Source organism: Anaplasma marginale str. Florida, from assembly GCF_000215485.1.
In the GTDB taxonomy this organism is placed as follows: Bacteria; Pseudomonadota; Alphaproteobacteria; order Rickettsiales; family Anaplasmataceae; genus Anaplasma; species Anaplasma marginale.
In genome coordinates this window covers 16,128-37,010 of the sequence record NZ_AFMS01000146.1, presented here as the reverse complement: position 1 = coordinate 37,010, position 20,883 = coordinate 16,128, and the positions used below count along the sequence as shown (strand labels likewise).

14 protein-coding genes, 1 tRNA gene and 2 pseudogenes are annotated in these 20,883 nt (G+C 50.0%); 6 read left to right on the top strand and 11 right to left on the bottom strand.

What is annotated here, in order from left to right; translation table 11 throughout:
- Nucleotides 1–186, top strand: a pseudogene (locus tag GAC_RS05530) (ABC transporter substrate-binding protein); the annotation flags it as partial.
- A 75-nt stretch (nucleotides 187–261) separates the two neighbouring features.
- Here the strand turns inward: GAC_RS05530 and secA are convergent.
- The 4 genes and pseudogenes from secA to GAC_RS04280 form a co-directional block, all read right to left on the bottom strand.
- A pseudogene (secA, locus tag GAC_RS04295) lies at nucleotides 262–2,877 on the bottom strand (preprotein translocase subunit SecA).
- A 192-nt stretch (nucleotides 2,878–3,069) separates the two neighbouring features.
- Entirely contained in the window at nucleotides 3,070–4,902 is a 1,833-nt protein-coding gene (gene ftsH, locus GAC_RS04290) for an ATP-dependent zinc metalloprotease FtsH (RefSeq protein ID WP_010268572.1), read from the bottom strand.
- Nucleotides 4,903–4,914: 12 nt separating this feature from the next.
- Entirely contained in the window at nucleotides 4,915–6,258 is a 1,344-nt protein-coding gene (tilS, locus tag GAC_RS05525; protein WP_029209839.1) for a tRNA lysidine(34) synthetase TilS, read from the bottom strand.
- Nucleotides 6,259–6,285: 27 nt separating this feature from the next.
- Nucleotides 6,286–6,370 (bottom strand) — tRNA-Ser (locus GAC_RS04280).
- 120 nt (nucleotides 6,371–6,490) lie between these two features.
- On the opposite strand from GAC_RS04280, the gene GAC_RS04275 reads away from it, so the two are divergent.
- Nucleotides 6,491–8,062, top strand: a complete 1,572-nt coding sequence (locus GAC_RS04275) for a TrkH family potassium uptake protein (protein ID WP_010268567.1) — start codon at nucleotides 6,491–6,493, stop codon at nucleotides 8,060–8,062.
- Nucleotides 8,063–8,129: 67 nt separating this feature from the next.
- Nucleotides 8,130–9,368: a cell division protein FtsA gene (ftsA, locus tag GAC_RS04270; RefSeq protein ID WP_080510997.1), complete on the top strand. Its 1,239-nt coding sequence runs from the start codon at nucleotides 8,130–8,132 to the stop codon at nucleotides 9,366–9,368.
- Nucleotides 9,369–9,476: 108 nt separating this feature from the next.
- On the opposite strand, the gene GAC_RS04265 is transcribed toward ftsA, so the two are convergent.
- The 3 genes from GAC_RS04265 to GAC_RS04255 are packed head-to-tail and all read right to left on the bottom strand — an operon-like array spanning nucleotide 9,477 to nucleotide 10,702.
- Nucleotides 9,477–9,968, bottom strand: a complete 492-nt coding sequence (locus tag GAC_RS04265) for a hypothetical protein (protein WP_227013277.1) — start codon at nucleotides 9,966–9,968, stop codon at nucleotides 9,477–9,479.
- A gap of 2 nt (nucleotides 9,969–9,970) precedes the next feature.
- The gene (locus GAC_RS04260; RefSeq protein WP_012659102.1) at nucleotides 9,971–10,471 is read right to left on the bottom strand and encodes an ATP synthase subunit B family protein; all 501 of its coding nucleotides are present in this window, start codon (nucleotides 10,469–10,471) and stop codon (nucleotides 9,971–9,973) included.
- 6 nt (nucleotides 10,472–10,477) lie between these two features.
- A complete protein-coding gene (locus GAC_RS04255; RefSeq protein WP_010266033.1) occupies nucleotides 10,478–10,702 on the bottom strand; it encodes a F0F1 ATP synthase subunit C in 225 nt (74 codons plus the stop codon).
- A gap of 677 nt (nucleotides 10,703–11,379) precedes the next feature.
- On the opposite strand from GAC_RS04255, the gene GAC_RS04250 reads away from it, so the two are divergent.
- A complete protein-coding gene (locus tag GAC_RS04250) occupies nucleotides 11,380–11,964 on the top strand; it encodes a hypothetical protein (protein WP_241760159.1) in 585 nt (194 codons plus the stop codon).
- 124 nt (nucleotides 11,965–12,088) lie between these two features.
- Here the strand turns inward: GAC_RS04250 and GAC_RS04245 are convergent, their stop codons facing one another.
- A complete protein-coding gene (locus GAC_RS04245) occupies nucleotides 12,089–12,814 on the bottom strand; it encodes a F0F1 ATP synthase subunit A (protein ID WP_010266027.1) in 726 nt (241 codons plus the stop codon).
- A 248-nt stretch (nucleotides 12,815–13,062) separates the two neighbouring features.
- Here GAC_RS04245 and GAC_RS04240 point away from each other — a divergent pair, with 248 nt between their 5' ends.
- Nucleotides 13,063–14,313: an iron-containing alcohol dehydrogenase gene (locus tag GAC_RS04240; RefSeq protein ID WP_035062485.1), complete on the top strand. Its 1,251-nt coding sequence runs from the start codon at nucleotides 13,063–13,065 to the stop codon at nucleotides 14,311–14,313.
- Between the two features lie 92 nt (nucleotides 14,314–14,405).
- Here GAC_RS04240 and GAC_RS04235 read toward each other — a convergent pair whose 3' ends face one another.
- Entirely contained in the window at nucleotides 14,406–16,499 is a 2,094-nt protein-coding gene (locus GAC_RS04235; protein ID WP_010270707.1) for a pentapeptide repeat-containing protein, read from the bottom strand.
- A gap of 266 nt (nucleotides 16,500–16,765) precedes the next feature.
- Here GAC_RS04235 and GAC_RS04230 point away from each other — a divergent pair, with 266 nt between their 5' ends.
- Entirely contained in the window at nucleotides 16,766–17,443 is a 678-nt protein-coding gene (locus GAC_RS04230) for an SURF1 family protein (RefSeq protein ID WP_010266019.1), read from the top strand.
- Between the two features lie 6 nt (nucleotides 17,444–17,449).
- Here GAC_RS04230 and GAC_RS04225 read toward each other — a convergent pair whose 3' ends face one another.
- Together GAC_RS04225 and GAC_RS04220 are read right to left on the bottom strand one after the other, a co-directional pair.
- Entirely contained in the window at nucleotides 17,450–19,270 is a 1,821-nt protein-coding gene (locus GAC_RS04225) for a lytic transglycosylase domain-containing protein (protein ID WP_241759837.1), read from the bottom strand.
- 231 nt (nucleotides 19,271–19,501) lie between these two features.
- On the bottom strand, nucleotides 19,502–20,806 hold the full coding sequence (locus GAC_RS04220) for a cbb3-type cytochrome c oxidase subunit I (RefSeq protein ID WP_010268528.1): 1,305 nt from the start codon (nucleotides 20,804–20,806) through the stop codon (nucleotides 19,502–19,504).
- Nucleotides 20,807–20,883: the final 77 nt, after the last annotated feature.

Sequence of the window (20,883 nt, the reverse complement as noted above, 5' to 3'; positions counted from 1 at the left end):
GGAATATGTGATATGAAAATCAATAACTTCATCAGCACCGCCATAACCCAGCGGTCAATAGTTGACGACATAATAAAAAAATACGGCATAGATGGGGCGATAGCTCACTTTGAGCTTGAAAACGAAAGATCTCCCATGAACTCAATAGGTGGGTTGCGTCCGCAAACTGCCGGTGCCGTTTCCTAGTATGGTAATGTACTCAGTGTGAGTGAAAATAGCGCTGAGTGCGACGACGCGGGCCCAGCCGTTTCTGAGAGAGGATCAGAGTTGCAGGATGCCGTGGCAGTGCTTGAATTTTTTGCCAGATCCGCAGGGGCACTTCTCATTACGAGAAATGCCACTAAAGGGCGAGTCGCCCCACGCGCAGCCCTGAACATGTGCTGTGTGGCAGGGCTAGCATCCCGCTCTAGCCGCATGCTTGATAGCTTTTGTATCACCATCTCGTGAAACTTCAACAGCATGTGCTTTAACATGGTGAAAGCTTTCTATTTTAAATTCATTCAAGGGGCTTTTTGCCCTATGGAGCGGAGGTTAATACCGCACTTTAGGCTGTCAAGCGCAGACAAATGCTCAATCCACATATGGTCCAAAGACGTGATCAACACCCGCCTTGCGGCAAAATCCCAGAGGTTCTCCCCGTTGTGGACGAACTCTGCGGCTTTCTTTTCTAGCAATTCCTGGGCGAATGAATCTAGATAGCCCACCACCTGCTCCTTGGTTTCCAAATTTTGCAGCTTCTCAGGCTCTAATTCTACCCCATATATTCGCTTAACTTCCGATAACAGAGGCTCACACGTTTCCGGGCTAGGGTCATAATATTTGTCCTTGACGACGCGCGAAACCAGATCTTGGTTCACGCTGTGATACATGAATGCGAAATCATATGTGTCATTGTCAAGCACTTGATTGCGTTGTTCAAACACAACCTGTCTCTGCTCATTTATTACATCGTCAAACCGGAGTAGAGACTTGCGTATATCGTAGTTTCTCGCCTCGACCTTTTTTGTGCGCGCTCTATAGCCTTGCTTATCCATTTATGCTGAATTGCCTCGCCCCTCTTCATGCCGAGCTTTTTAACATTCCTTTGACTTTATCTGAGCCGAAAATTCTCAGTAAATCGTCCTCTAAGGAAAGGAAAAACTTGGACAATCCGGGGTCCCCCTGCCGGCCAGATCTTCCACGGAGCTGGTTATCAATCCTCCTGCTTTCGTGCCGTTCTGTGCCAACAATACACAAACCCCCCGCCGCAACCACTACGTCCCTGTCACGTTTTGTCTGTGCCACGAGTTGCTCGTACTTTGCGCTGCGCTCCTCATCAGATGTGATGCCTGACAGCTCGTCTTTCGCAAGCATTTCGGGGTTTCCACCAAGTTGTATGTCTGTTCCCCGACCCGCCATATTGGTCGCAATCGTCACTGCTCCGGGTCTGCCTGCTTGGGCTATGATGTATGCCTCCTTTTCGTGGTACCGAGCGTTCAGCACAGAATGTTTTATTCCTCTTTTTGTAAGCATCTCAGACAAAAGTTCGGATTTTTCTATGCTAATGGTGCCCACTAGTGTCGGCTGCAGCCGCTTGTTGCACTCTACTATAAAGTCTATAACCGCTTCGAATTTTTCCTCTTCTGTACAATACACGTCATCATCCATGTCTACCCTTCTTACGGGGACATTGGTTGGGATTTGCATTACCTGTAAATTGTACGTTCCCAGAAACTCATCCGCTTCGGTTGCCGCAGTTCCAGTCATGCCTGAAATGCGGCGATACATGCGAAAGTAATTCTGAAATGTGGTAGATGCCAGGGTTTGATTTTCGCTGTTGACGGTAAGCCTCTCTTTAGCCTCCAATGCCTGATGCAACCCGTCCGAATACCTGCGCCCTTCCATCATCCGTCCGGTGAACTCGTCAATTATGACTACATTGCCATTTTTTACTATATAGTCCTTGTCCACGGCGAACAGCTTGTGGGCACGCAGAGCCTGGCTCACGTAGTGCATCATTACTATGTTTTCGGTATCATACAGAGAAGACCCCACGGGAATGAGCCCCATTGACAGAAGCATTTTTTCAACCTTGACCGCACCTTCTTCAGTCAAGAATGCGGATCTGTTCTTCTCCTCCACCTCATAATCCTCCGGCGTCAGTGCCCGCACTAATGAGTCTACCCTGCCATATAGGGCGCTATCGCGCTCTACTGGTCCAGAAATAATCAGCGGAGTTCTCGCCTCGTCTATCAGAATGGAATCTACTTCATCCACGATCGCGTAATTAAACCCCCGCTGCACCATGGACTCTCTGCCGAATTTCATGTTATCACGCAGATAGTCGAACCCGAGTTCATTGTTTGTTGAATAAAGCACATCACACGCGTACGCTGCCTTTCTTTGCTCATCCGAAGATGACCCCGTGATACAACCCACACTCATTCCCAGGGCCTGGTATATATTGCCCATCCATTCGGAGTCGCGCCGCGCCAGGTAGTCATTCACAGTGACCACATGCACCCCCGCACCCTCTAGTGCGCCCAAATATGCGGCGAGGGTTGCCACCAACGTTTTACCTTCCCCCGTTTTCATTTCTGCGATCATGCACCTATGTAGGGCTATGCCTCCAATGAGCTGTACATCAAAGTGGCGCATATTCAGCACCCTACGCGCGGTTTCGCGTACTACTGCAAATGCTGGAACGAGGAGGTCATCTAAGGTCTGGCCGCTTGCGAGCAATTCTTTGAAATGGCTAGTCTTGGAAAAAAGTTCGCTATCTGAAAGCGCAGATAGCCCCTCTTCCATCGCGTTGATGTTCTTGACAATTTTGTGAAACGAGGCCCTGCCGGACCCATAACCGTACGGCCAGAACACCCGCTTTGCCATGCTCAACATAGGGACTACGTATAGAGGTACCGGAACGCGGATTATATGCTCAAGCTGAGTAAAGCACAACAGAATTGACAAAAGCCCACGGATATCTCCTCAATGATTAATATGCTGGAAGATCCACGCGGTGACTAACCGACCGCCAGACAAATTTGTAGCTGCAACAGTGATGATGGGGCAACCCAAGCGAAACCAGCGTCAGTCCGGCACAAAAGAACGCTTTATTGGTTTAGCTTCTCCCTCATTCCTGGTTATTTTCTTGCCGGACATCAGATCGCTTATTTCGTCGCCGGTAAGCGTCTCAAATTCCAGAAGGTTTTCCGCTATCACATGTAGGGAGTTAATGTGCTTTTCCAGGGTGGCCTTAGCCTCTTCAAGCGCTTTCGATACTATAGACTTTACCTCCTCGTCTATGAGGTTTGCCATGTTGTCAGAAATTGACTCGTTCCGGTCGTCGCTGTGGTAAAGAGGTCCTACACTATCACTCATGCCCCACTTCATGACCATAGATCTAGCCAATTCTGTGGCCTGCTTAATATCCGAAGATGCACCACTAGTCACTTTACTGTATCCGAAAATCAGCTCCTCTGCGGCCCTGCCCCCCATGGCCACTACCAAGTCAGCAAGCATTTTTTCTCTCGTGTGCGAGACTCTGTCAGTTTCTGGCAGGCGCATTACCAAACCCAGTGTTCTACCTCTCGGTATGATAGTAGCTTTGTGTATAGGATCGGAGGCGGGGTTGTGAAATGCCGTTACCGCGTGCCCAGCTTCGTGATACGCAGTAAGGCGGCGCTCCTCATCCGTCATAATCATAGACCTCCTTTCGGCGCCCATCATGACCTTGTCTCTGGCGTACTCAAAGTCACTCATAGTGACGACTTTCTTGTTAAGCCTGGCAGCAATCAACGCGGCTTCGTTGACCAAATTGGCCAGGTCAGCACCGGAGAACCCAGGGGTCCCCCTTGCCACTACTCTGACATCAACATCCGGGGCCATGGGCACCTTTTTAGCGTGCACGTTTATAATCTTCTCACGCCCGTTTATATCTGGAATGGATATAGTAACCTGCCGGTCAAACCTACCCGGCCTTAGCAAGGCGGGATCAAGAACGTCTGGGCGGTTGGTTGCGGCGATTATGATTACGCCATCGTTGGATTCAAATCCATCCATTTCTACAAGCAACTGATTCAGCGTTTGCTCGCGTTCGTCATTACCCCCACCAAGACCTATGCCGCGATGCCGGCCTACGGCGTCTATCTCGTCCACGAAAATTATACATGGCGCATGCTTCTTCCCCTGCTCGAACATGTCCCGCACCCTGCTGGCTCCTACACCAACAAACATTTCTACGAAATCAGAACCAGAGATGCTAAAGAAGGGGACGCTGGCCTCACCAGCAATTGCACGAGCTAACAGCGTTTTACCAGTCCCAGGTGGGCCTATCAGCAAGCACCCTTTCGGAATTTTTCCACCTAACTTTTGAAACTTTTGCCGATGCTTGAGAAAGTCTACTATCTCTACAAGTTCTTCTTTTGCCTCATCAATGCCGGCCACGTCTTCGAATGTGACCTTGCCGCGGTTATCGGTCATAAGCCTTGCGCGGGACTTGCTGAAACTCATCGTGCGGTTGCCCCCAACCTGAATCTGTTTGAGGAAGATGCACCATATAACTACCAGGGATAACATCGGCAGACAGGAAATGAGCAAGCTGCCCAGGATGCCCAGCACTGTTTCTCCAGATGAGAACTCAAAAGTAACTTTCTGAGCGTGCAAGGTTTTTATCAGGCTATCATATATCACGCCCCCGGTCCTAAACCTTGTGCCGTCACGCAGCTTTCCTGATATTTCGCGCTCTGTTATGTTAACATGCTCAACTTCCCCAGCATCTAGCTTTACAAGAAACTCGGAGAAAGGTACACGTAGTTCCTTGTTGCCTATAATCTTGTCACCAAACTGGGTGTAAAGCACAGCAGTGAGGGCAATCACTGCTGACCATACAATCAACCCCTCAGCCACTTTCCTAAAATTCATGACGAGTGACCCCTACCGATAAAGCTGATGGCAAATTAGATTAATCACGCCCCTTCTAACCAGAACTTCCTCCACACTGATGGTTGGAGAGACCCCTATATTATGGTTTTGCCAGGGGTACGCAAGAACTTTATCTCCATGGGCGAGCACCGGAAGGCTGCATGCAACATCTCTGTTAACATGTACTAGATGTTCAGGTAGTGACCCATTGCCCAGTGGGGTGATGTACAAGTTTTGTGTCTCTTCCGATGGGTTTGGTGCATGTTTAGCGCTGCATGATGTGGTTTCCGCGGCTGATGCATTGTGCGTGCACATTATCTTTATGGCGAATCTTCGGTCCCATTGAATAGTCTCAGCTATAGTTTTTACGCCAATTTTGGTTTCTATGCGTGCAAGTTCGCGCACTATAGAGAAATTCCCGTCTGGCTCTTTACGTACCTTGCACCCATGCAGTGTACGCGGGGTAAAATCTTGGCCCTGGAGTATTTTTGTTAAAATTGGCCAAAAAGCGGAATACCGCGGCTTATGGTCCTTCCCCCCCATAGCCATTAGCGATAGTAACAGCAATCTGGACGCGATTTCCTCGGGCACGCTACGTAATTCCTGCGATTTTACAGTTATAAAACCTAAAGGGCTGAATTCCAGACAGTAATCGAGCGAAGACCGCACGTAGTGCAAAATGCAAGCAAGTGCTCTATGCATGTGTGATGTAGTTCTGCATAGTCTGTCTACAACAACTCCAGGATTTTTGCTTTCCGCTATTAAGTTGCGAAAAAACGTCCTTCTATATTTAGGATCCTGGTTGCTCGGATCTTCCACCCAGGATAGCTGTTTTTGGGTTGCATATTCTAAGATTTCCTGCCTAGTAAAGCCGAGTAAGGGCCTGTAAATGGTAATATCCCCGAAGACAGACCGCTCATGCATGCCAGATAGCCCGTCAATGCCGCTACCACGCTCTAAATGCATAAGTACAGTTTCTGCCTGATCGCTCTTGTTGTGTGCGGTGAGTAGAAATTTGACTGAATGCTCCGTGCACCACTGGTGCAGCAGGCTGTATCTAATCTCCCGAGCGGTTTCCTGAGACTTGCTAGACGTGCGATGCCGGTTCCAGCGCAGTATTTCGCAATCTAGCCCGAGCGCCACGGCCCGCTTTTGTACGAAGCGAGTTTCATGATCTGCCTCAGCGCGAAACCCGTGGTTTACCGTCAGCACGACTGGGCGGCTGGTAGCTTGTGTTTTGTGCAATGCCGCCACGAGGTTCAACAATGTTATGCTATCCACGCCACCAGATACCGCAACGGCGTAGCCACCACTCAGCTCTAGACTATTGAGCTTTTTTAGGGCTGCAGACTCCAACTTTACTGTTCCATGTGGAATAAAACGCGGAAAGAGGGGGATTCGAACCCCCGACACATTGCTGTGTACACGCTCTCCAAGCGTGCGCTTTCGACCGCTCAGCCATCTCTCCGCGTCGATTGTAGCAGAAAAAGGCGTGCATGCGCACAAATTTGGGCTCACGTAACCCGTATATTATTCATGGACATAAAACACTTTTTGTGATAGGACACCCCAAGGGCGCGCGGTTCACGTGAGTGCTGCATCTGCGCTAGGGTGTCGCGAGTGCTGGTTTTTGGTGGCTGCTGTGCGCAATGAGGCGTGTGATACATCCCTAACGCATTGGCGCGCCCTGGTCTTCGTGCAGGGGGCATTTTCCCTGCTGTTTGCGCTGTTCCTCTTGGTTCCAATGGCTGTAGACTTCTTCATGGGCGGAGAGGATTGGGAGGGTTTTGCCACTGCCTTTTCGGTGTCTGCTGTTGTTGGATCGGTGTGTCTGCACTTTGGGAAATCTGGCCCCATAGGGCGGCATGAAACCGTATATCTCATCTGTGCCGTGTGGACTGTGCTGTCAATTCTGGCCGCAATACCCTTTCTTGTCTCGGAGACAGCCAAGTTGTCTTATGCTGATGCGCTGTTTGAAGCTGTGTCTGGGCTTACCACCACTGGTGCCACGGTGCTCTATAATCTACAAGCGAAATCGCCGGGAATACTACTGTGGCGCGTGATGCTAAACTTTATCGGTGGGTTGGGAGTTATCGCCATTGGTGTGTTGCTGTTACCATGCCTGAAAGTTGTTGGGCTTAAGGATATCTACGGCGTTGAATCCGCCACAGCGCGGCAACGGTTCAAGTTGAGTGTTTTCAGAACTGTGCTGTACATTTCTTGCATGTATGCTATGTTGCTAGTACTGTGTACGGGTGCCTACAAGATAGCCGGCATGTCTGCGTTTGATGCAATATGCCATGCGATGAGTACGGTTTCCACGGGTGGTTTTGCAAATTACGACAGCTCGCTGGGCCACTTCAACAGCGCTGCAATTGAGATCGTCGCCATTGTCTTTATGCTGCTGTCTTCTTGCCCGTTTGTAGTCTATCTTAGGTTGGCGCTTGAGGGCAGGTTTCGATCCAAGCAGTTTGTTGTCTTCGTGTGCGTACTTGTGGTATTTTCGCTATTGGGTGCGGTCAACCTATACAGCAGAAACATGCTTCCCGAGGCGGAGTTTCCTGAGGTGCTGCGACGCTCAGCCTTCATACTCGTTTCACTGGTGACTTCTACCGGGTTTTCTAACTGCGACTACAGCTCCTGGGGCTTTTTAGCCGTTTCTGGGACAATCCTAACCTTATGTGGAGGATGCTCCGGTTCCACTAATAGCGGCCTTAAAATGCATAGAATAGTTATCCTGGTACGCGGTGGATACAGATACGTCAAACACATGCTCATGCGGACTCCATTCACCGTGTCTGAGCAATCAGCGCGGGAGGAGGCCTTGCCTGAAGCCGGTGCGTTTTTCTTTTTGTATGTTTTCGTATTTTGCATCGCATGCATTATTGTTGCCTGGAGTGAAGACGACTTGGCAACAATTGTAACGTCTGTTTCATCAACTTTTACGAATACGGGGCCGGGCATAGGTGATGTTGTCGGGCCACATGGTACGTATGCCCCGGTGTCTGCAACCGTCAAGTTTGTATTGACGGTACTAATGTTGATCGGACGGCTAGAGCTCGTTCCAGTTTTTGTGCTTATACTGTCTCTGCTGCGAGGCGGTGCAGGGCGCTTGCTGGGGATTGGTAGGGGAGCAAAAATGCTTGATATGTTCCGATAACCATATAAGATGAACCCGGATCTGTCATATATTGCTCCGGGGTGGAAGGGTAAAAGGGTATCGTGTTGTGTTGCATTCTGCCGTGATGACGGAGCCCCGGAAGAACGTGTTTGCAGTTTTAGACATGGGCTCCACAAAAATGGTGTGCCTCGCCGTGAAAATGCGTAGTGACGGCGTGCCTACAGTCATGGGGGTGGGGTATAAAGCCGCTGACGGCGTAAATGGCGGTGCGATTTCCAACAAACAACATGCCGGATACTCTATATTGTCCAGTGTGGATGCTGCGGAACAGGCGTCCGAGCACACGATGAACCAGGTGTATGTTAATGTGTCTGGGTGTAGCATTGCGTCGCATAACATCTCGAATGAGATGTGCTCTACAGTGCACGAGATATCGGATCGTGACGTGCGCAAGATCATGCTTCAGACGTATGAGAAATTTTCTGGGGATGATATAGTAGTCCACAACATTCCAATAGCCTATCATTTGGATGACCTCAGCGATGTTACGGAGCTGAAAGGGCTGTATGGTAGGAAGTTACGTGCTGATATGCACGTGGTTACCGCTTCGAAGCTTGCCCTTCTTAACATCGAGAATTGCATCGCCGATAACAACCTGAGCATGGGTGGCTGCGTTGCGGAGCCGTATGTATCGGGGTTGGCTTGCCTCACGGAGGATGAAAAGGAGCTGGGAACTATGATTCTCGATATAGGGGGGAATTACACCTCTATTGGGATATTTGATAGGGGCAAATTCGTGCATGCAAGTACAATTCCCCTGGGTGGAATGCACATAACCAGAGATATAGCGTACGGATTGTGTATAAGCGTCAAGGATGCCGAGCGCGTGAAAGTGCTGCACGGGGACATAATGCTCACCTCGGCGGATAAGAACTATGCCATTGAAACCGAAGATGGCAGCGAAGACGAGCGCTCCATAATGAAGTCTGATTTGACTAACATTATTCGCCCGAGAGTGGAGGAGATTCTAGAATTGGTGAAGGGGGAGATGGACAGGCAGCAGAATGTTGTTGGCAAAGTTGTGATAACGGGAGGGTGTAGCAATTTGGCTAGTATCCGGGAGGTTGCCAATTACGTTCTAGGCAAGCAAGTAAGGGTTGGTCTGCCTGCTCAAATTCATGGTATGAACAAAGAGTATGACAGAAATCCAATATTTTCTGCAGCCGTCGGTACTGCACTACTAGTAGTGCACAGCTTTTACAAGGGAATGGATAGGAATCACAGCCCGTCATACGGAAGAATACGCAAGATGCTGAAGTGGATTACAGATAAGAGCAACGCATAACACGTCGGGGTACAGTCGCCGCACCAGACAGGTGCACGCGACGAAAACTCGCTGCCACACATCGCACACGCCAGAACCCCTGCCGCGTGCCGCAACTACAAGCGCTGCCTAGTGAAGCTTTTTTGCGATGTCGTCATCGTGCTCTGGTGAAGGGGCTACATCACCGCCGTCACCACGCTCCTTACCCTCCAGCTCTTCCCTGAGCAGGCTACGGGCAGCACCAGAAGCCGCGTCAACTGCAGCAAGCCTCAGAGACTTTACAAAGTTATCAACCTCAAACGCAACCCGCTCAGTCGCCAGGTTAATTTGAGCCTCAAGCATTTCTTCTATTTCTTTTTTCCCGTTTTGCACTATGGCCCTGTACTGTTCCTCAGACTTGCGGAGCATCTCAGCCACTGCTGAATCTACTTCGTGTTCCTTTTTTGATATATCGTGAAGCATTAGCTCCAGCTCACGCTCGAGATCGGCTGACTTCTCCACGACGCCGCCCACTGAATCTGAGTGTTTCGACAAAAACCGCCTAACGAACTTACTGGCGGGATTGAAAGCCAATGCGAATCCCACACAAAAAGCAAGGTCAACTATCAAATGAGTGCTCATAGTCATAACTTTCCCTCGTATAATCTGGCGGCCAACTTCTTCAGTGCTGCCTTTTTCGCCTCATTGTGGCCGCGCACCTTAGCGTAGTACATAAATGCAACCTCAGCGGAAAGATCAATCAGCTCACCACGAGTGTCCTGCTGCAGTTTTTCCAAACGCTGTTCTGCCACCTCGAGCATAGCACCAACCTCCTTGTCTAGCAGAGAGCGCGCCTCCTCAACACACAGCGAAACCTCGGCCAACGCCTTTTTTACCGTGTCTCCAGCCTTAAGTTCTGCGTCCTCCAACGCCTCCCGCTGCCCAAGCAGCTTCAACCCTATAGCCTCACAAACATCCGAAGCTCCCTCCAAGGACTTGCTAGCTGCAGCGTGCCTTCTACCTATAGCGTCTTCAACCCTGGGAACGACCCACCTAACCGCAAGGTAGAGCAAGAAAAACGCGCAGGAAAACCAGACCACCTGCGAGGGGTATACTGAAAAGTCCAACTGGGGTACGGTGCCCATTGCTGGCTAGCCGGCCACGAATATCAAAAGTAGTGCTAGCAAGAACGAGAACAGGCCCATAGCCTCAACCAAGGCGGCGCCGGTATAGACATATTTCTTCAGCTTGTCTTCTGTCTCCGGATTGCGAGCGATGCCATTGAGCATGGCCGAAAAAACAGCTGCAACTCCAAACGCAGACGCCACCATACCCAGGACGCTCAGCCCAACGGCCACAAACCTCAAAGAGTCCATAAACCACCACCAGTGCAAACTTCAACCCTACAGATTATAAGGGCTTGCAATGCTAAGTCAATTAGTAATTGACTGCCGTACAGTAGGAGATTTGCTAGATATGCTATCTGGGAGCACTAGCGCTAAGCGAGTTTTGTGGACTGTGGCCTTCGCATTTCAGCATTACAAGTGCTGAGGAGTTGCTGAGGAGTTGCTGAGGAGTTGCTGAGGAGTTGCTGAGGAGTTGCTGAGGAGTTGCTGAGGAGTTGCTGAGGAGTTGCTGAGGAGTTGCTGAGGAGTTGCTGAGGAGTTGCTGAGGAGTTGCTGTGGAGTTGGTGTGCCGTGGTGTGGAGCGGAGTCACTTGCGCTACCGGGCGGTGGCGTACTGCTTCACGGTGGGCGTGCATTTCCTGATATAGTGGTTGGGAAGCCAAGTGTGGGTTCGTGGCGCGCGAGGGTTGAGGGATGCTTGAGGCGTGCGAACACCGTTTGGCGATAACCTACTGTTACTGTGCGGTGGATGAGGTTTATGCTATGAATTGACATTGCACCAGTGGCGTGTATATTACCCTACCGTATGTGTGCGTGATCACCTGTAATTCCCAAATGCTTCAAGGGCGGTGGCTGCCCTAGGTTGGTGCCCGTGCCAGGTGTGGCCTGCGCACAAGTTTTGTATAGCACTATAATTAGGAGTTTGTATGTTTTTACCAATTATTGCGGGAATGGTTACATTCGTCGTCGCCAATTTTCTTGCTGACAAAGTGGCCGATGTCATCACCGATGCCATTACTGAAGATGATCCAGAATGGCGTGAAAACGATGCAGATTTTGATAAAGCCGTATTACATAGTGCCACCAGTGTGGCTACCTATACAGTTACGTCTAGCGTTCTCAATGCGGCCCTAGGAGCACATCCTGCTGTTGCTTTAGCGGGTACGGTGCTGCATACCACATACGCGATTGCCCGTGCTGCTGACCACGCTAGGTCGTTGGATCTGGAGCTGGAAGGAGAAGCATCTTGGTCCACCACGTATGCACGGCCGCACAGCACCACTGGGGGAGGGAGCGCTGCTACAAGTGAGCCAGCACAACCCACGATGCAAACACAAGCGCAGAGTTCAGCTACCGTTGGGGGGGGGGGAGCTCAGCAGACCCCTGGCTGCAGTTCTGTAAGTGGAGGTTGTGGCTCCAGCAATGGCGGCGGACAGGGCGGCCCAGTCCCAACGTGCTTAGAGCAATCCAGTTGCATTTGGGCGACGGTAACGTGGCACACGTTGTACTAGCGGAGTGCTGCGCTTTTAGTACTGCCCCGGTGAAGGCGTAATGAGGATGCCGTGCGGCGTCCTCGCCGGTGGGTGCGCCACTCCCCGCGCGCGTAACTCTCAACAACTAGGTGATTTGGACGCCTTAATGGCCAGCTACGGCGTCAGACAGGTACACAGTAGTAAGTACGGTGAATATATATGCCTGCAATATGGCAACGAAGATCTCAAATGCTATCAGGGCCATTATGAACGCAAATGGCAGAGGCGCTAGTACGAGATGCATCTTGAGCACGAAGTCCGCAATCACCGCGATTATGGTGTGGCCGGCGATCATATTTGCTGCCAAACGTATTGCAAGGCTTACCGGCCGTGCCACGTATGCAAACAGCTTTATAAAAACCATCATAGGGGCCAGCCACAGCGGCGTACCTTCGGGCAGGAATATCCTGAGAAAGTGCAACCCCTGGTGCCTGAAACCAATTACCGTGATTGCTGTGCAAACAACAAGTGACAGAGCCAGCGTGACGGATAGATGGCTGGTTGCGGTGAACCCAAATGGCAATATTCCCACAAGGTTGCACGCCAGCACGAACAGAAAGGTAGTCATAACCAAGGGTATGTAGCGCAGACCTTCCGCGCCGGCGTTACTTTCAAGGGTGTTGGCGACGAAGCCGTAAATTAGCTCCACTGCAGTTTGGGAAGGCCCTGGCACAACGTTGACCTTTCTAAGTGCCCAACACAAAAGCGAGATAGAGCTTACGGACGCAAGCACCATGACCAGCGAGCAATTAGTGAAGCTCAGGTCTATTCCCCAAAGAGCGGGTATGTCGAGTAACTTTGTTACTCTAAACTGTTCCAGCGGACTCAAACCACACCTAACGCAATGTAGACTACGTTGGGCAGTATCACTCAGAATATGACGCCAGTCAACTAAAGTCATCACCATGGCCTATCAGGCTGAACAAAGCCATTCGTACCGGGTTAAGGGTGCAATCCCAGCGGGCTTAGCCACCGGTGTGTACGCCAGACATAGGTTGGGCAGTAGGGCATATTCTTTGCTATGCGCTGCTGCTGGATGTATACTCGCTACATGGGTTTTGGCCGGCGTTATGGTGCATGACTACTCAGTTTTTAAACATGGCTCTGCCACATGTTGTTGCTGGCGGGTACGCTGAGGTTGCTGAGTACATTACTGGAGCTATAAATGTAGGCCAAGGTATGCTGGCCAGCCTTCCAGATATAGCATCCAACTACGCGGGCAGGGCGCTTTTAGTTGCGGACTCAAACACTGCAAAGCTCATCAGTAGTGCGGTGTTAAATTCCTTCAATCACTACACGATTCAAGGAGAATATTGCGCTTCCACTGCCCTGGTTGACTGTGTGAAGAATGCATCTAAAAGTGCAGATTTCATTATTGCCCTTGGAAGTGGGTCAATAAACGATGTGTGTAAATATGTGAGCAAAACTGAAGGCAAGGAATACATACTGTTTCCAACCGCTCCCTCCATGAATGGATATACCTCCCCCAACGCTTCCATTACGATTAAAAACGGCACAAAAAAATCTTTTGCCGGCCAACTGCCGCGCGCCATCTATATAGATACAGGCACTCTGGCCAACGCACCGGCGAGGATGATAAATAGCGGCTTTGCAGATTTTATTTGTCGCTCAACAGCGCGTGCAGACTGGTTACTTTCGCATATATTTCTAGGCACTCAATATAGCGAGCTGCCTTTTCTCATCAGTGAAGATGTAGAACACGCTCTCGTAGAAAGCTACCAAGGCCTGGTGGCCCGGGATGTCGATACCATAATGTTGCTCATGCAGGCTCTGCTCCTATCTGGTGTCGGTATGATAATAGCTGGAGGGAGCCAGTCCGCAAGCCAAGGGGAACATATCTTGGCCTGCGCTACCGAGCTTCTAGATGACTACAACCTGTTGCACGGGGAAAGGGTGGGGGTTGCCACGGTAGTGCTGGCGAAACTACAGAAAAAGCTGTGCAACATGCAACCGCGACTTGTGCAAACTTGCATTGATAGCCGTTCACTGCAACAGTATTTTGGTAGAGAGCGAGCGCAGGAGTTTTACGATGTGCTGCTTCGGAAGTCCATAGACAGCGAAGCCGCAAAAAGTCTAAACCACGTGATAAGTGAAAAGTGGGAATACATCTCCGAGAGGGTTAGAGCAGAGGTTATTGATCCCACGCTGCTGGAGAGAATTCTGCACGACCTCAAAAGCCCGTATCTACCCGAGCATGTTGGGTGGACTACCGCAAGGTATGGTGAGGTAGCAAACTTGGCATTTGCCACTAGAGACAGATTTACATTTCTTGACATTGCTCACCACGCGCAAGTTCCGGTAATGTGACTAAATTTATTTGTAGTGCAGAGCCACAGAGTGCCACCCTGCCTCACACACCTCAACCGATCTAACGTTCATGCAGATTGCGCACCGCTACCTCACCGCAGGGCTTTTCTACCGGGAGCGTGCTCTCGTTGCGTAGCTCCACCCCCTGTTGAGGGCGCCTCTCCGGCGTGACTGGGCCCATTGCTTGAATTTGCAGGTTGCTTCTGAACAGCGGTGCTTTCGTCGGGTTTAGAAGCGTCTGGCCGCGGGGCACCGCTCTTTTGTTTGTTTTCGCTTTGGTCTTGGGCTTTGCTCTGCTGCTCAGTTGTTCCACCAGCGGCCTTGGTTTTACTGTCATCACTGGGCTGTGCTGCGCTTGCCCCTTGTCGGACCATTGTCCCATCAGGCCAGATTACTTTATTGACGTTGGATTCCGTGAAGTTTACCTCTACCAAGGATGCGTCGGTAAAATCTGCAGAGGAGAGATCCGCTTTAGAGAAGTTTACGTCGTGTAGTTGTGCTTCGTGAAAGTTAGTGCCTGCCAGGCGGGAATTCGAAAAGTCTATCTCGTGTAGTTGCATGCCGCTAAAGTCTAGATACGAATAGTTTACATCGAGCACTTTTTCGCGCTTGAGTAATGCTTGCAGTTCCTGTTCCGATGTGACGGCACCACTCGCATCATCCGGTACTGTGTCGTTTTCCATGATAACAGTGTTTACGAACGTGCAGTCTTGAAAACTAGATCCAGCCAAAACGCCCCTATATACACTTGTGCCGACAAATTCTGACTCTATAAAACTAGCTCTTGTCGCGTTACTTGCTGATATACTTACTTTCCCCAGCTTGCTATTGGCAAATACAGAATTTTGCAGCAGGGTGCCGTGTATTATGACATCATGCAGCTCGGACGCAGACCATACCATTTCGCTGGCGTTTACGTCATTGTATACGGATTGTGACGTCTTAACCTCGCTCAATACCGCATTTGTTAGGTCAACCTTTTCTAGGGTAACTTTGTTCAAATTTGCGGTGTGTGCGAAGGTTGACGACATGCCAGTCCGCGATATTGTAGAGTTGCTGATTTTCGCTCTGCTCAGCACGGCAAGACCTAGTGTACTGTCAGAAATGCTGCTAGCCTCGAGTGTAATATCTCTCAGATCAGATTCCGTCAAGATAGATTCAGATATCGCGGTGCCCTTCAGCTCGGCCCTTGCCAGCACCGCATTGTGCAGATTCACCCCCACCATAACTGCGCCGCCCAAAGTTGCACCACTGAGATTAGCATTTCGCATATCGGTATGATAAATATCGGCGGAGTACATGTTAGCGTTGCTCAAGTTTGCATTGTGAAGACTCGCAGAGTGGATGCTTGCTATTTCCATGTTAGCGTTGCTCAAATCACTTCCTGTGAAGTCTGCAAAGTTCATGCGCACTCCGTACATGATAGAGCCCTTTAGTACAGAGTTTTGTATTCTAGCACCGTTTAAATTGGCGCCGAATAGCCTTGCAGCAGTCAGATCACTATCCTGTATCAGTATGCCGGTTGCTTCTATATCCTGAAAGTTTGCATTGCTCATGTTTGAGTTCAATACCGACACTGTACCGAGATCAGCGTTTGTAAACGCCGCATATACTCCCTGCGAGTTCTTGATTGCCGCGGACTGCATGTCTGCGCCGAGGAAAGATGCATAACTGATTTCGGAGGAGTTTATTTTAACTTCGTTGAGGTCTGCAAGCGCAAAGTTGGCAAACTTTAGATCCACCGATTCAAACTGGGATCTATTTAGGTCAGTGTTCGAAAAGTTAGCCCCGCGCATGTCTGATCCAGAAAATGTGGTGCTGGAGATATTGCTATGCCTAAAATTTGCCTGAACGAGGCTAACATCCTCAAAGACTGCGCCCCGCATGTCCAGCTCACTAAAATCCGCCCCAGCAAGGTTACTGCCGAACTCCTTCTTAAAATTTGGGGCGACCCCCTTGGCGTTACACTTTACGATGAACTCTCTAAAGTCGCGCCTGGTGTATGAGGTCTTTTTCAGACTTTCAGTATCCCTGACAAAAGCCTGCCTGGGATCCTCCTGCTTTTCTGCCTGCGCGCTGCTATTGTGGGGAAAGGTTCCTGATAGGAATGCGCATACAATTGCGACCCAGGCCAGTTTTTTTGAGGGAAAAGACAAGCGGCCCGCGTTTATGTCTGCTTTTCTCATACGCACCCAACACCAACCCACATACCCCCAACATTGTAGGAGGCAAAAACTCACAAAGTATTAACCCCACTCACGCACGACCACCGGCATTAAAAGGCGCATATACACGCCCCCTGCTGCTACTTGATGGCACTTAAATTGCTTTGTGTCAACGAGGAAAGTGGCATACACTCCCGAGAAGATGTTGGGCGTAGTGTTGCCTCCAGATTGTTGGAAGTCTTGCATTATGCAAGTCTTATGAGCGGGGCAAACATTCTGTGGAGTGCATGATGTGTTTTAAAACGCGCAGTTGCGCAGGGTATGCACTGCTGGTTGTGTGTTGTTTTGCGCCTCTTGCCTTGCTTCTATCATTGGGTACATGGCAGCTCCTACGGTTGCGGGAGAAGTTGCATATTATTGAAACAATGCGCATGGACCCTGTCACTCTTCCTGCTGGGGAGCTGCATGCTTACGCGTACAGGAAAGTAAAGTTACAGGGTGTTTTTAAGGACGAAAAACATATACGGGTTTTCGCTGGCAAGGCAGGATATTACTTCCTTCAGCCATTTTCGTTGGTAGATGGCCGGCGAATTCTGGTAAACAGAGGGGTGTTTACCAACATCAGCACCGTGTCCGACACCAGCGATTTGAGCGTGCGGTTGGTCGGTGGTGTATTGCACTGCAAGTTGCGGAGTCTATCCAGATGGGTGGTGCGTAACAGTCCGGAAGAAAATCTATGGTTTTGGTTTGACGTAAAAAACATGTCAAAACACATTGGCCTGCCCGACCTTGAGCCTTGTATATTGTGGGGTGATGGCACAACTATTGCTGGCGGATTACAAGCAAATTCGGCGCTTATAGTCAGGAATGACCACCTTGAATACGCCATAACGTGGTACTTCCTAGCCCTGGTTTGGCTGCTGGGATACGTCTACTATGTACGCGGAACAAGGCGTCCTGCGTGATACATACTAAGGCGCGAACACTTGGTTCTGTTGCCGGCTTAGGGCCATAATTTTGCCCGACATGCCATTGTACACATGCAAATTTGCAAGCACCCTCTGTATGTATGTGCGAGTTTCTGGGAATGGTACGGACTCTATCCACTCCGCGAGCGCTCCGGGTGATTCCAACTGCCTCGGATCTCCCAGATTTTTCAACCATAGGTTCACATTTCCCGGTCCTGCGTTATAAGCTGCCAAGGCCAGTACCAGAAAATTATTATATGTCTTAAGCAGCTTGGTTAGATAGTGATGTCCCAGCATTATGTTGTACTCTGGGTCCAGAAGGTTACTCTCTTGGTATTCTATTTGTAAATCCCGCGCCAATTCCATCGCAGTTGATGGCAATAGTTGCATTAGCCCAAGCGCGTTGGACCGACTTTTAGCTTTTTTGTCGAATTTACTCTCCTGCCTGATCATTGATAGCACTATGTCTTTATGGTCATCGTGCACTGCCAAATATTGTTGTGGGTAAAGGCTTTCCGGCAGTAAAAGCTTAGATCCTATATACTCCGCACCTTTGAGCGCAGAGTGGGTATTGCCACTCGCAAGGGCGAGCTCAGTGATAATGCCGGCAACCTCCGGGCTATTGGTGGTTTTTATTGCATGCTGCACGAACAGATCTGCGATATCATCGCGCTGCGCTCTAGACAGCATATACCCTATTTTTGCAAACAGGTTTTTCCTGCAACGCAGGTAGTGTAGATTACTGTACCTGACGCTTTTTGTGTCAAGCAGGACTTTGTTCACGCCCAGCTGCAGAAGGGCAAGCTGGCCATAGAAGGTTGTCTTATGCAGTGCTGCAAGCCTAAACCACCCGAGGGATTCATCGGCGTCACCCAACTTTTCGGCAGAGCGCCCAGCCCAATAGGCAGCCTTACTTTTGTATTCTTGTGTTCTTGCTGTGTTATAAAAGTCTGTAAAATGTGCGTTGGCCGCTTCATAATCTTCAAGGCATTTAAGTGCGATCCACCCGAGAAGCCAGTGTACTTCAGGTAATGTGCTGGCATCCACAAGCCTTGTGCAGTCCCTGGCTAGCGCGTATGCGGCGCCGTAAAACCTAGAGAGTTTGTAGTACATGATATCACCGATGTACAACCTGTAGAGGTACCAAAGCTCCCTGCGGTATTTTTGGTCTTTGGGTATCGAAGACATCAGATGCAGTATTTCTTCGCTGATCTGTCTGTTCTTTATATACCAAGATACATAGTCATACATGAGCCCAAAGTCTGAGCTCATAGACGCAAAAACTGGTGACGCATCTATGCCGCCTAGGTCTTTTTTGTTGCGCCTAAAGCTTATTCTGGCTGTGGTAACCAGGCCCTCTTCCCCGAGGTTATTGGCTATATACTCTGCCGCACGTATTCTTTTTGTCCACAGCAGCCGGTTTGCCACTGATATGAGCGCATCTCTGGGCAGGGTGCTGTAGTTCAGGAAGACCGCACTTTTCCTAAGACGTCCGCATTCAGGCTTGACCTCGGAGATAGACGTCATAACGGCAGTTTTGGTGTGTGCAACAGGGCTTGGCCACTCTGGGTGGGCTGACTTGAAATCGTTGACCTCCTCTTGAGAGACGCAGTCATGGCGCAATCGCAGCCACTGTGCAAGCACCACGTACTCCTTGCCCAGCTTTTTTGCAATGCGTTGCGTTGTTTTGTAGTTTCCTCTATTGGCGTGCTCCAGCATTTTGGAAAAGCCGCGCATTTCTGGCTCTCTTATTGTCCACGGAACCGCTATGCTCGGGCCAGAGCCGCTGGCTATTGACGGCAACATAAGGAAAACGCATGCCATGCGCAACAGCAGGCAGCGCAAAGAGCTGGTGATCATAGAATTTTTGGCGATGACGTAACTGGGGGGAGCAGATGAGGGCGTTGCGTCCCAACCAAGCGCTTTGCGCCAGCGACTTCTATCTGTCGCAGGCCTCGCTTTCACCTGAGACACCCTCGAGTTGATGGTACGCTTGTGTGGTAAATTTTTAAATACCGCACACCGCAAACTAGGCTACCCTTGGGGTAAGCACACCTATGAGGTGCCATGTTTTGTTTCCCTTCCACGATACACACACACCAAAACCAGCATAACGAAAAGGAACCCACCTATGATTGCCATAGCGCCGCCCACTGAAAAACAATAGCGCGCAACCGCTGATGCAGCGTCTGGCAGATGGGTCACCTTACGTAAGGCTCCGTACCCTCCCAGCAACTCTAATCCCGTTATATGGAGCATCTGCCCTGCGCTATACACGAACAGTTGTATGTTTTGCCAAGTCTGACTGACTGCCCTATAACCAAACTGTGGCATCATGAGATATACAAACCCCATGAAAGCCGCGGTCATTCCGACGACGCACCCATGGTAATGAGCGGGTATTGTGACCGTGCCATGCATGCTGAGGATGCCTAGAATGCCGCCGTAAGTGAACATTACTGTGGAATAAAGCAGATGTCTGTTGTCGCGCTGCAACAAGGCTTTAAGATTACCGCCTGCAAATACTATCAGGAAGGCGGGTACCACGGCCTCTGCTATCCGCATATGCCATGTGAAAAATTCAGCTAGTAATGCAAAATCTAGTGGGTAAATAATATGCGCTGCAGACGCAATTATGACGGACAGGGCATTTATCGCGAACACTGTGCTGACCAAGTAGGGGTGTGTGAAGCGCCCATGCCTGATCTTCAACAACATCACCACCAAAAATGCTTGTCCGAACACACCTTGCAAGAGGTGTCCTGCGCCCCAAAAGACCCTTTCGTAAAACACCAAGCTTTCCAGGTTTTTGTCGGTCGCAGAATATGCAGTTATGAAGCAAAACACTGCCGCGGTCATCATGGCGGACATTCCGTGTATTCCCACTAACATGGGAAAGTCAGTGCGCTGGTCTTTGCGCCTAGTTACTGAGGGTAGGGTGTTGAGCAATACCCCGCAGCAGAACAGCCCCAGCCCTACGAAAAAAAACCAGTGGTCTATGACCGGTACATAGTTGCTTTTTATTGGAACCGCGCCCTGTAAGAGTGCCGATAACACCATTAGTGCAGTGCCTACTGCGGCCACCACCCAGCAGTGCCCAAGGTATCTTAGCTTATGGTGTACGGTCATACTAATCAGCGTAGAGGACATCGAACACAGCCACACTACCACCGAAAGGTCCACGTGCAGTACTAGTGACAGGCCAAATACTTGGTCAGCATTTGTGATTACTGACTTGAGAAATGGCATTCTCAGGAACACTACTAGTATTGACAGGATGCCGGAGACTCCCAATGCGTGGACTCCGACCAAAACCCATCCACGGCAAGTCTTTACGTTTCTGTCATCAACGAAAGCCATACAAAGCCATGTTAAGACGGGGATATAGTATATGTAATTGCCATCGCGGGCAAATAAAAAGGTTGTCCCATGGCGCG

What these genes read in the sequence shown, in the direction of transcription:
- GAC_RS04240 (WP_035062485.1), top strand. Translation starts at nt 13,063, where the DNA reads ATGACTACTCAGTTTTTAAACATGGCTCTGCCACATGTTGTTGCTGGC.
- GAC_RS04260 (WP_012659102.1), bottom strand. Translation starts at nt 10,471, where the DNA reads ATGGGCACCGTACCCCAGTTGGACTTTTCAGTATACCCCTCGCAGGTG.
- GAC_RS04255 (WP_010266033.1), bottom strand. Translation starts at nt 10,702, where the DNA reads ATGGACTCTTTGAGGTTTGTGGCCGTTGGGCTGAGCGTCCTGGGTATG.
- GAC_RS04220 (WP_010268528.1), bottom strand. Translation starts at nt 20,806, where the DNA reads ATGGCTTTCGTTGATGACAGAAACGTAAAGACTTGCCGTGGATGGGTT.
- GAC_RS04250 (WP_241760159.1), top strand. Translation starts at nt 11,380, where the DNA reads ATGTTTTTACCAATTATTGCGGGAATGGTTACATTCGTCGTCGCCAAT.
- GAC_RS04230 (WP_010266019.1), top strand. Translation starts at nt 16,766, where the DNA reads ATGATGTGTTTTAAAACGCGCAGTTGCGCAGGGTATGCACTGCTGGTT.
- ftsH (WP_010268572.1), bottom strand. Translation starts at nt 4,902, where the DNA reads ATGAATTTTAGGAAAGTGGCTGAGGGGTTGATTGTATGGTCAGCAGTG.
- GAC_RS04225 (WP_241759837.1), bottom strand. Translation starts at nt 19,270, where the DNA reads ATGGCATGCGTTTTCCTTATGTTGCCGTCAATAGCCAGCGGCTCTGGC.
- GAC_RS04235 (WP_010270707.1), bottom strand. Translation starts at nt 16,499, where the DNA reads ATGAGAAAAGCAGACATAAACGCGGGCCGCTTGTCTTTTCCCTCAAAA.
- GAC_RS04265 (WP_227013277.1), bottom strand. Translation starts at nt 9,968, where the DNA reads ATGAGCACTCATTTGATAGTTGACCTTGCTTTTTGTGTGGGATTCGCA.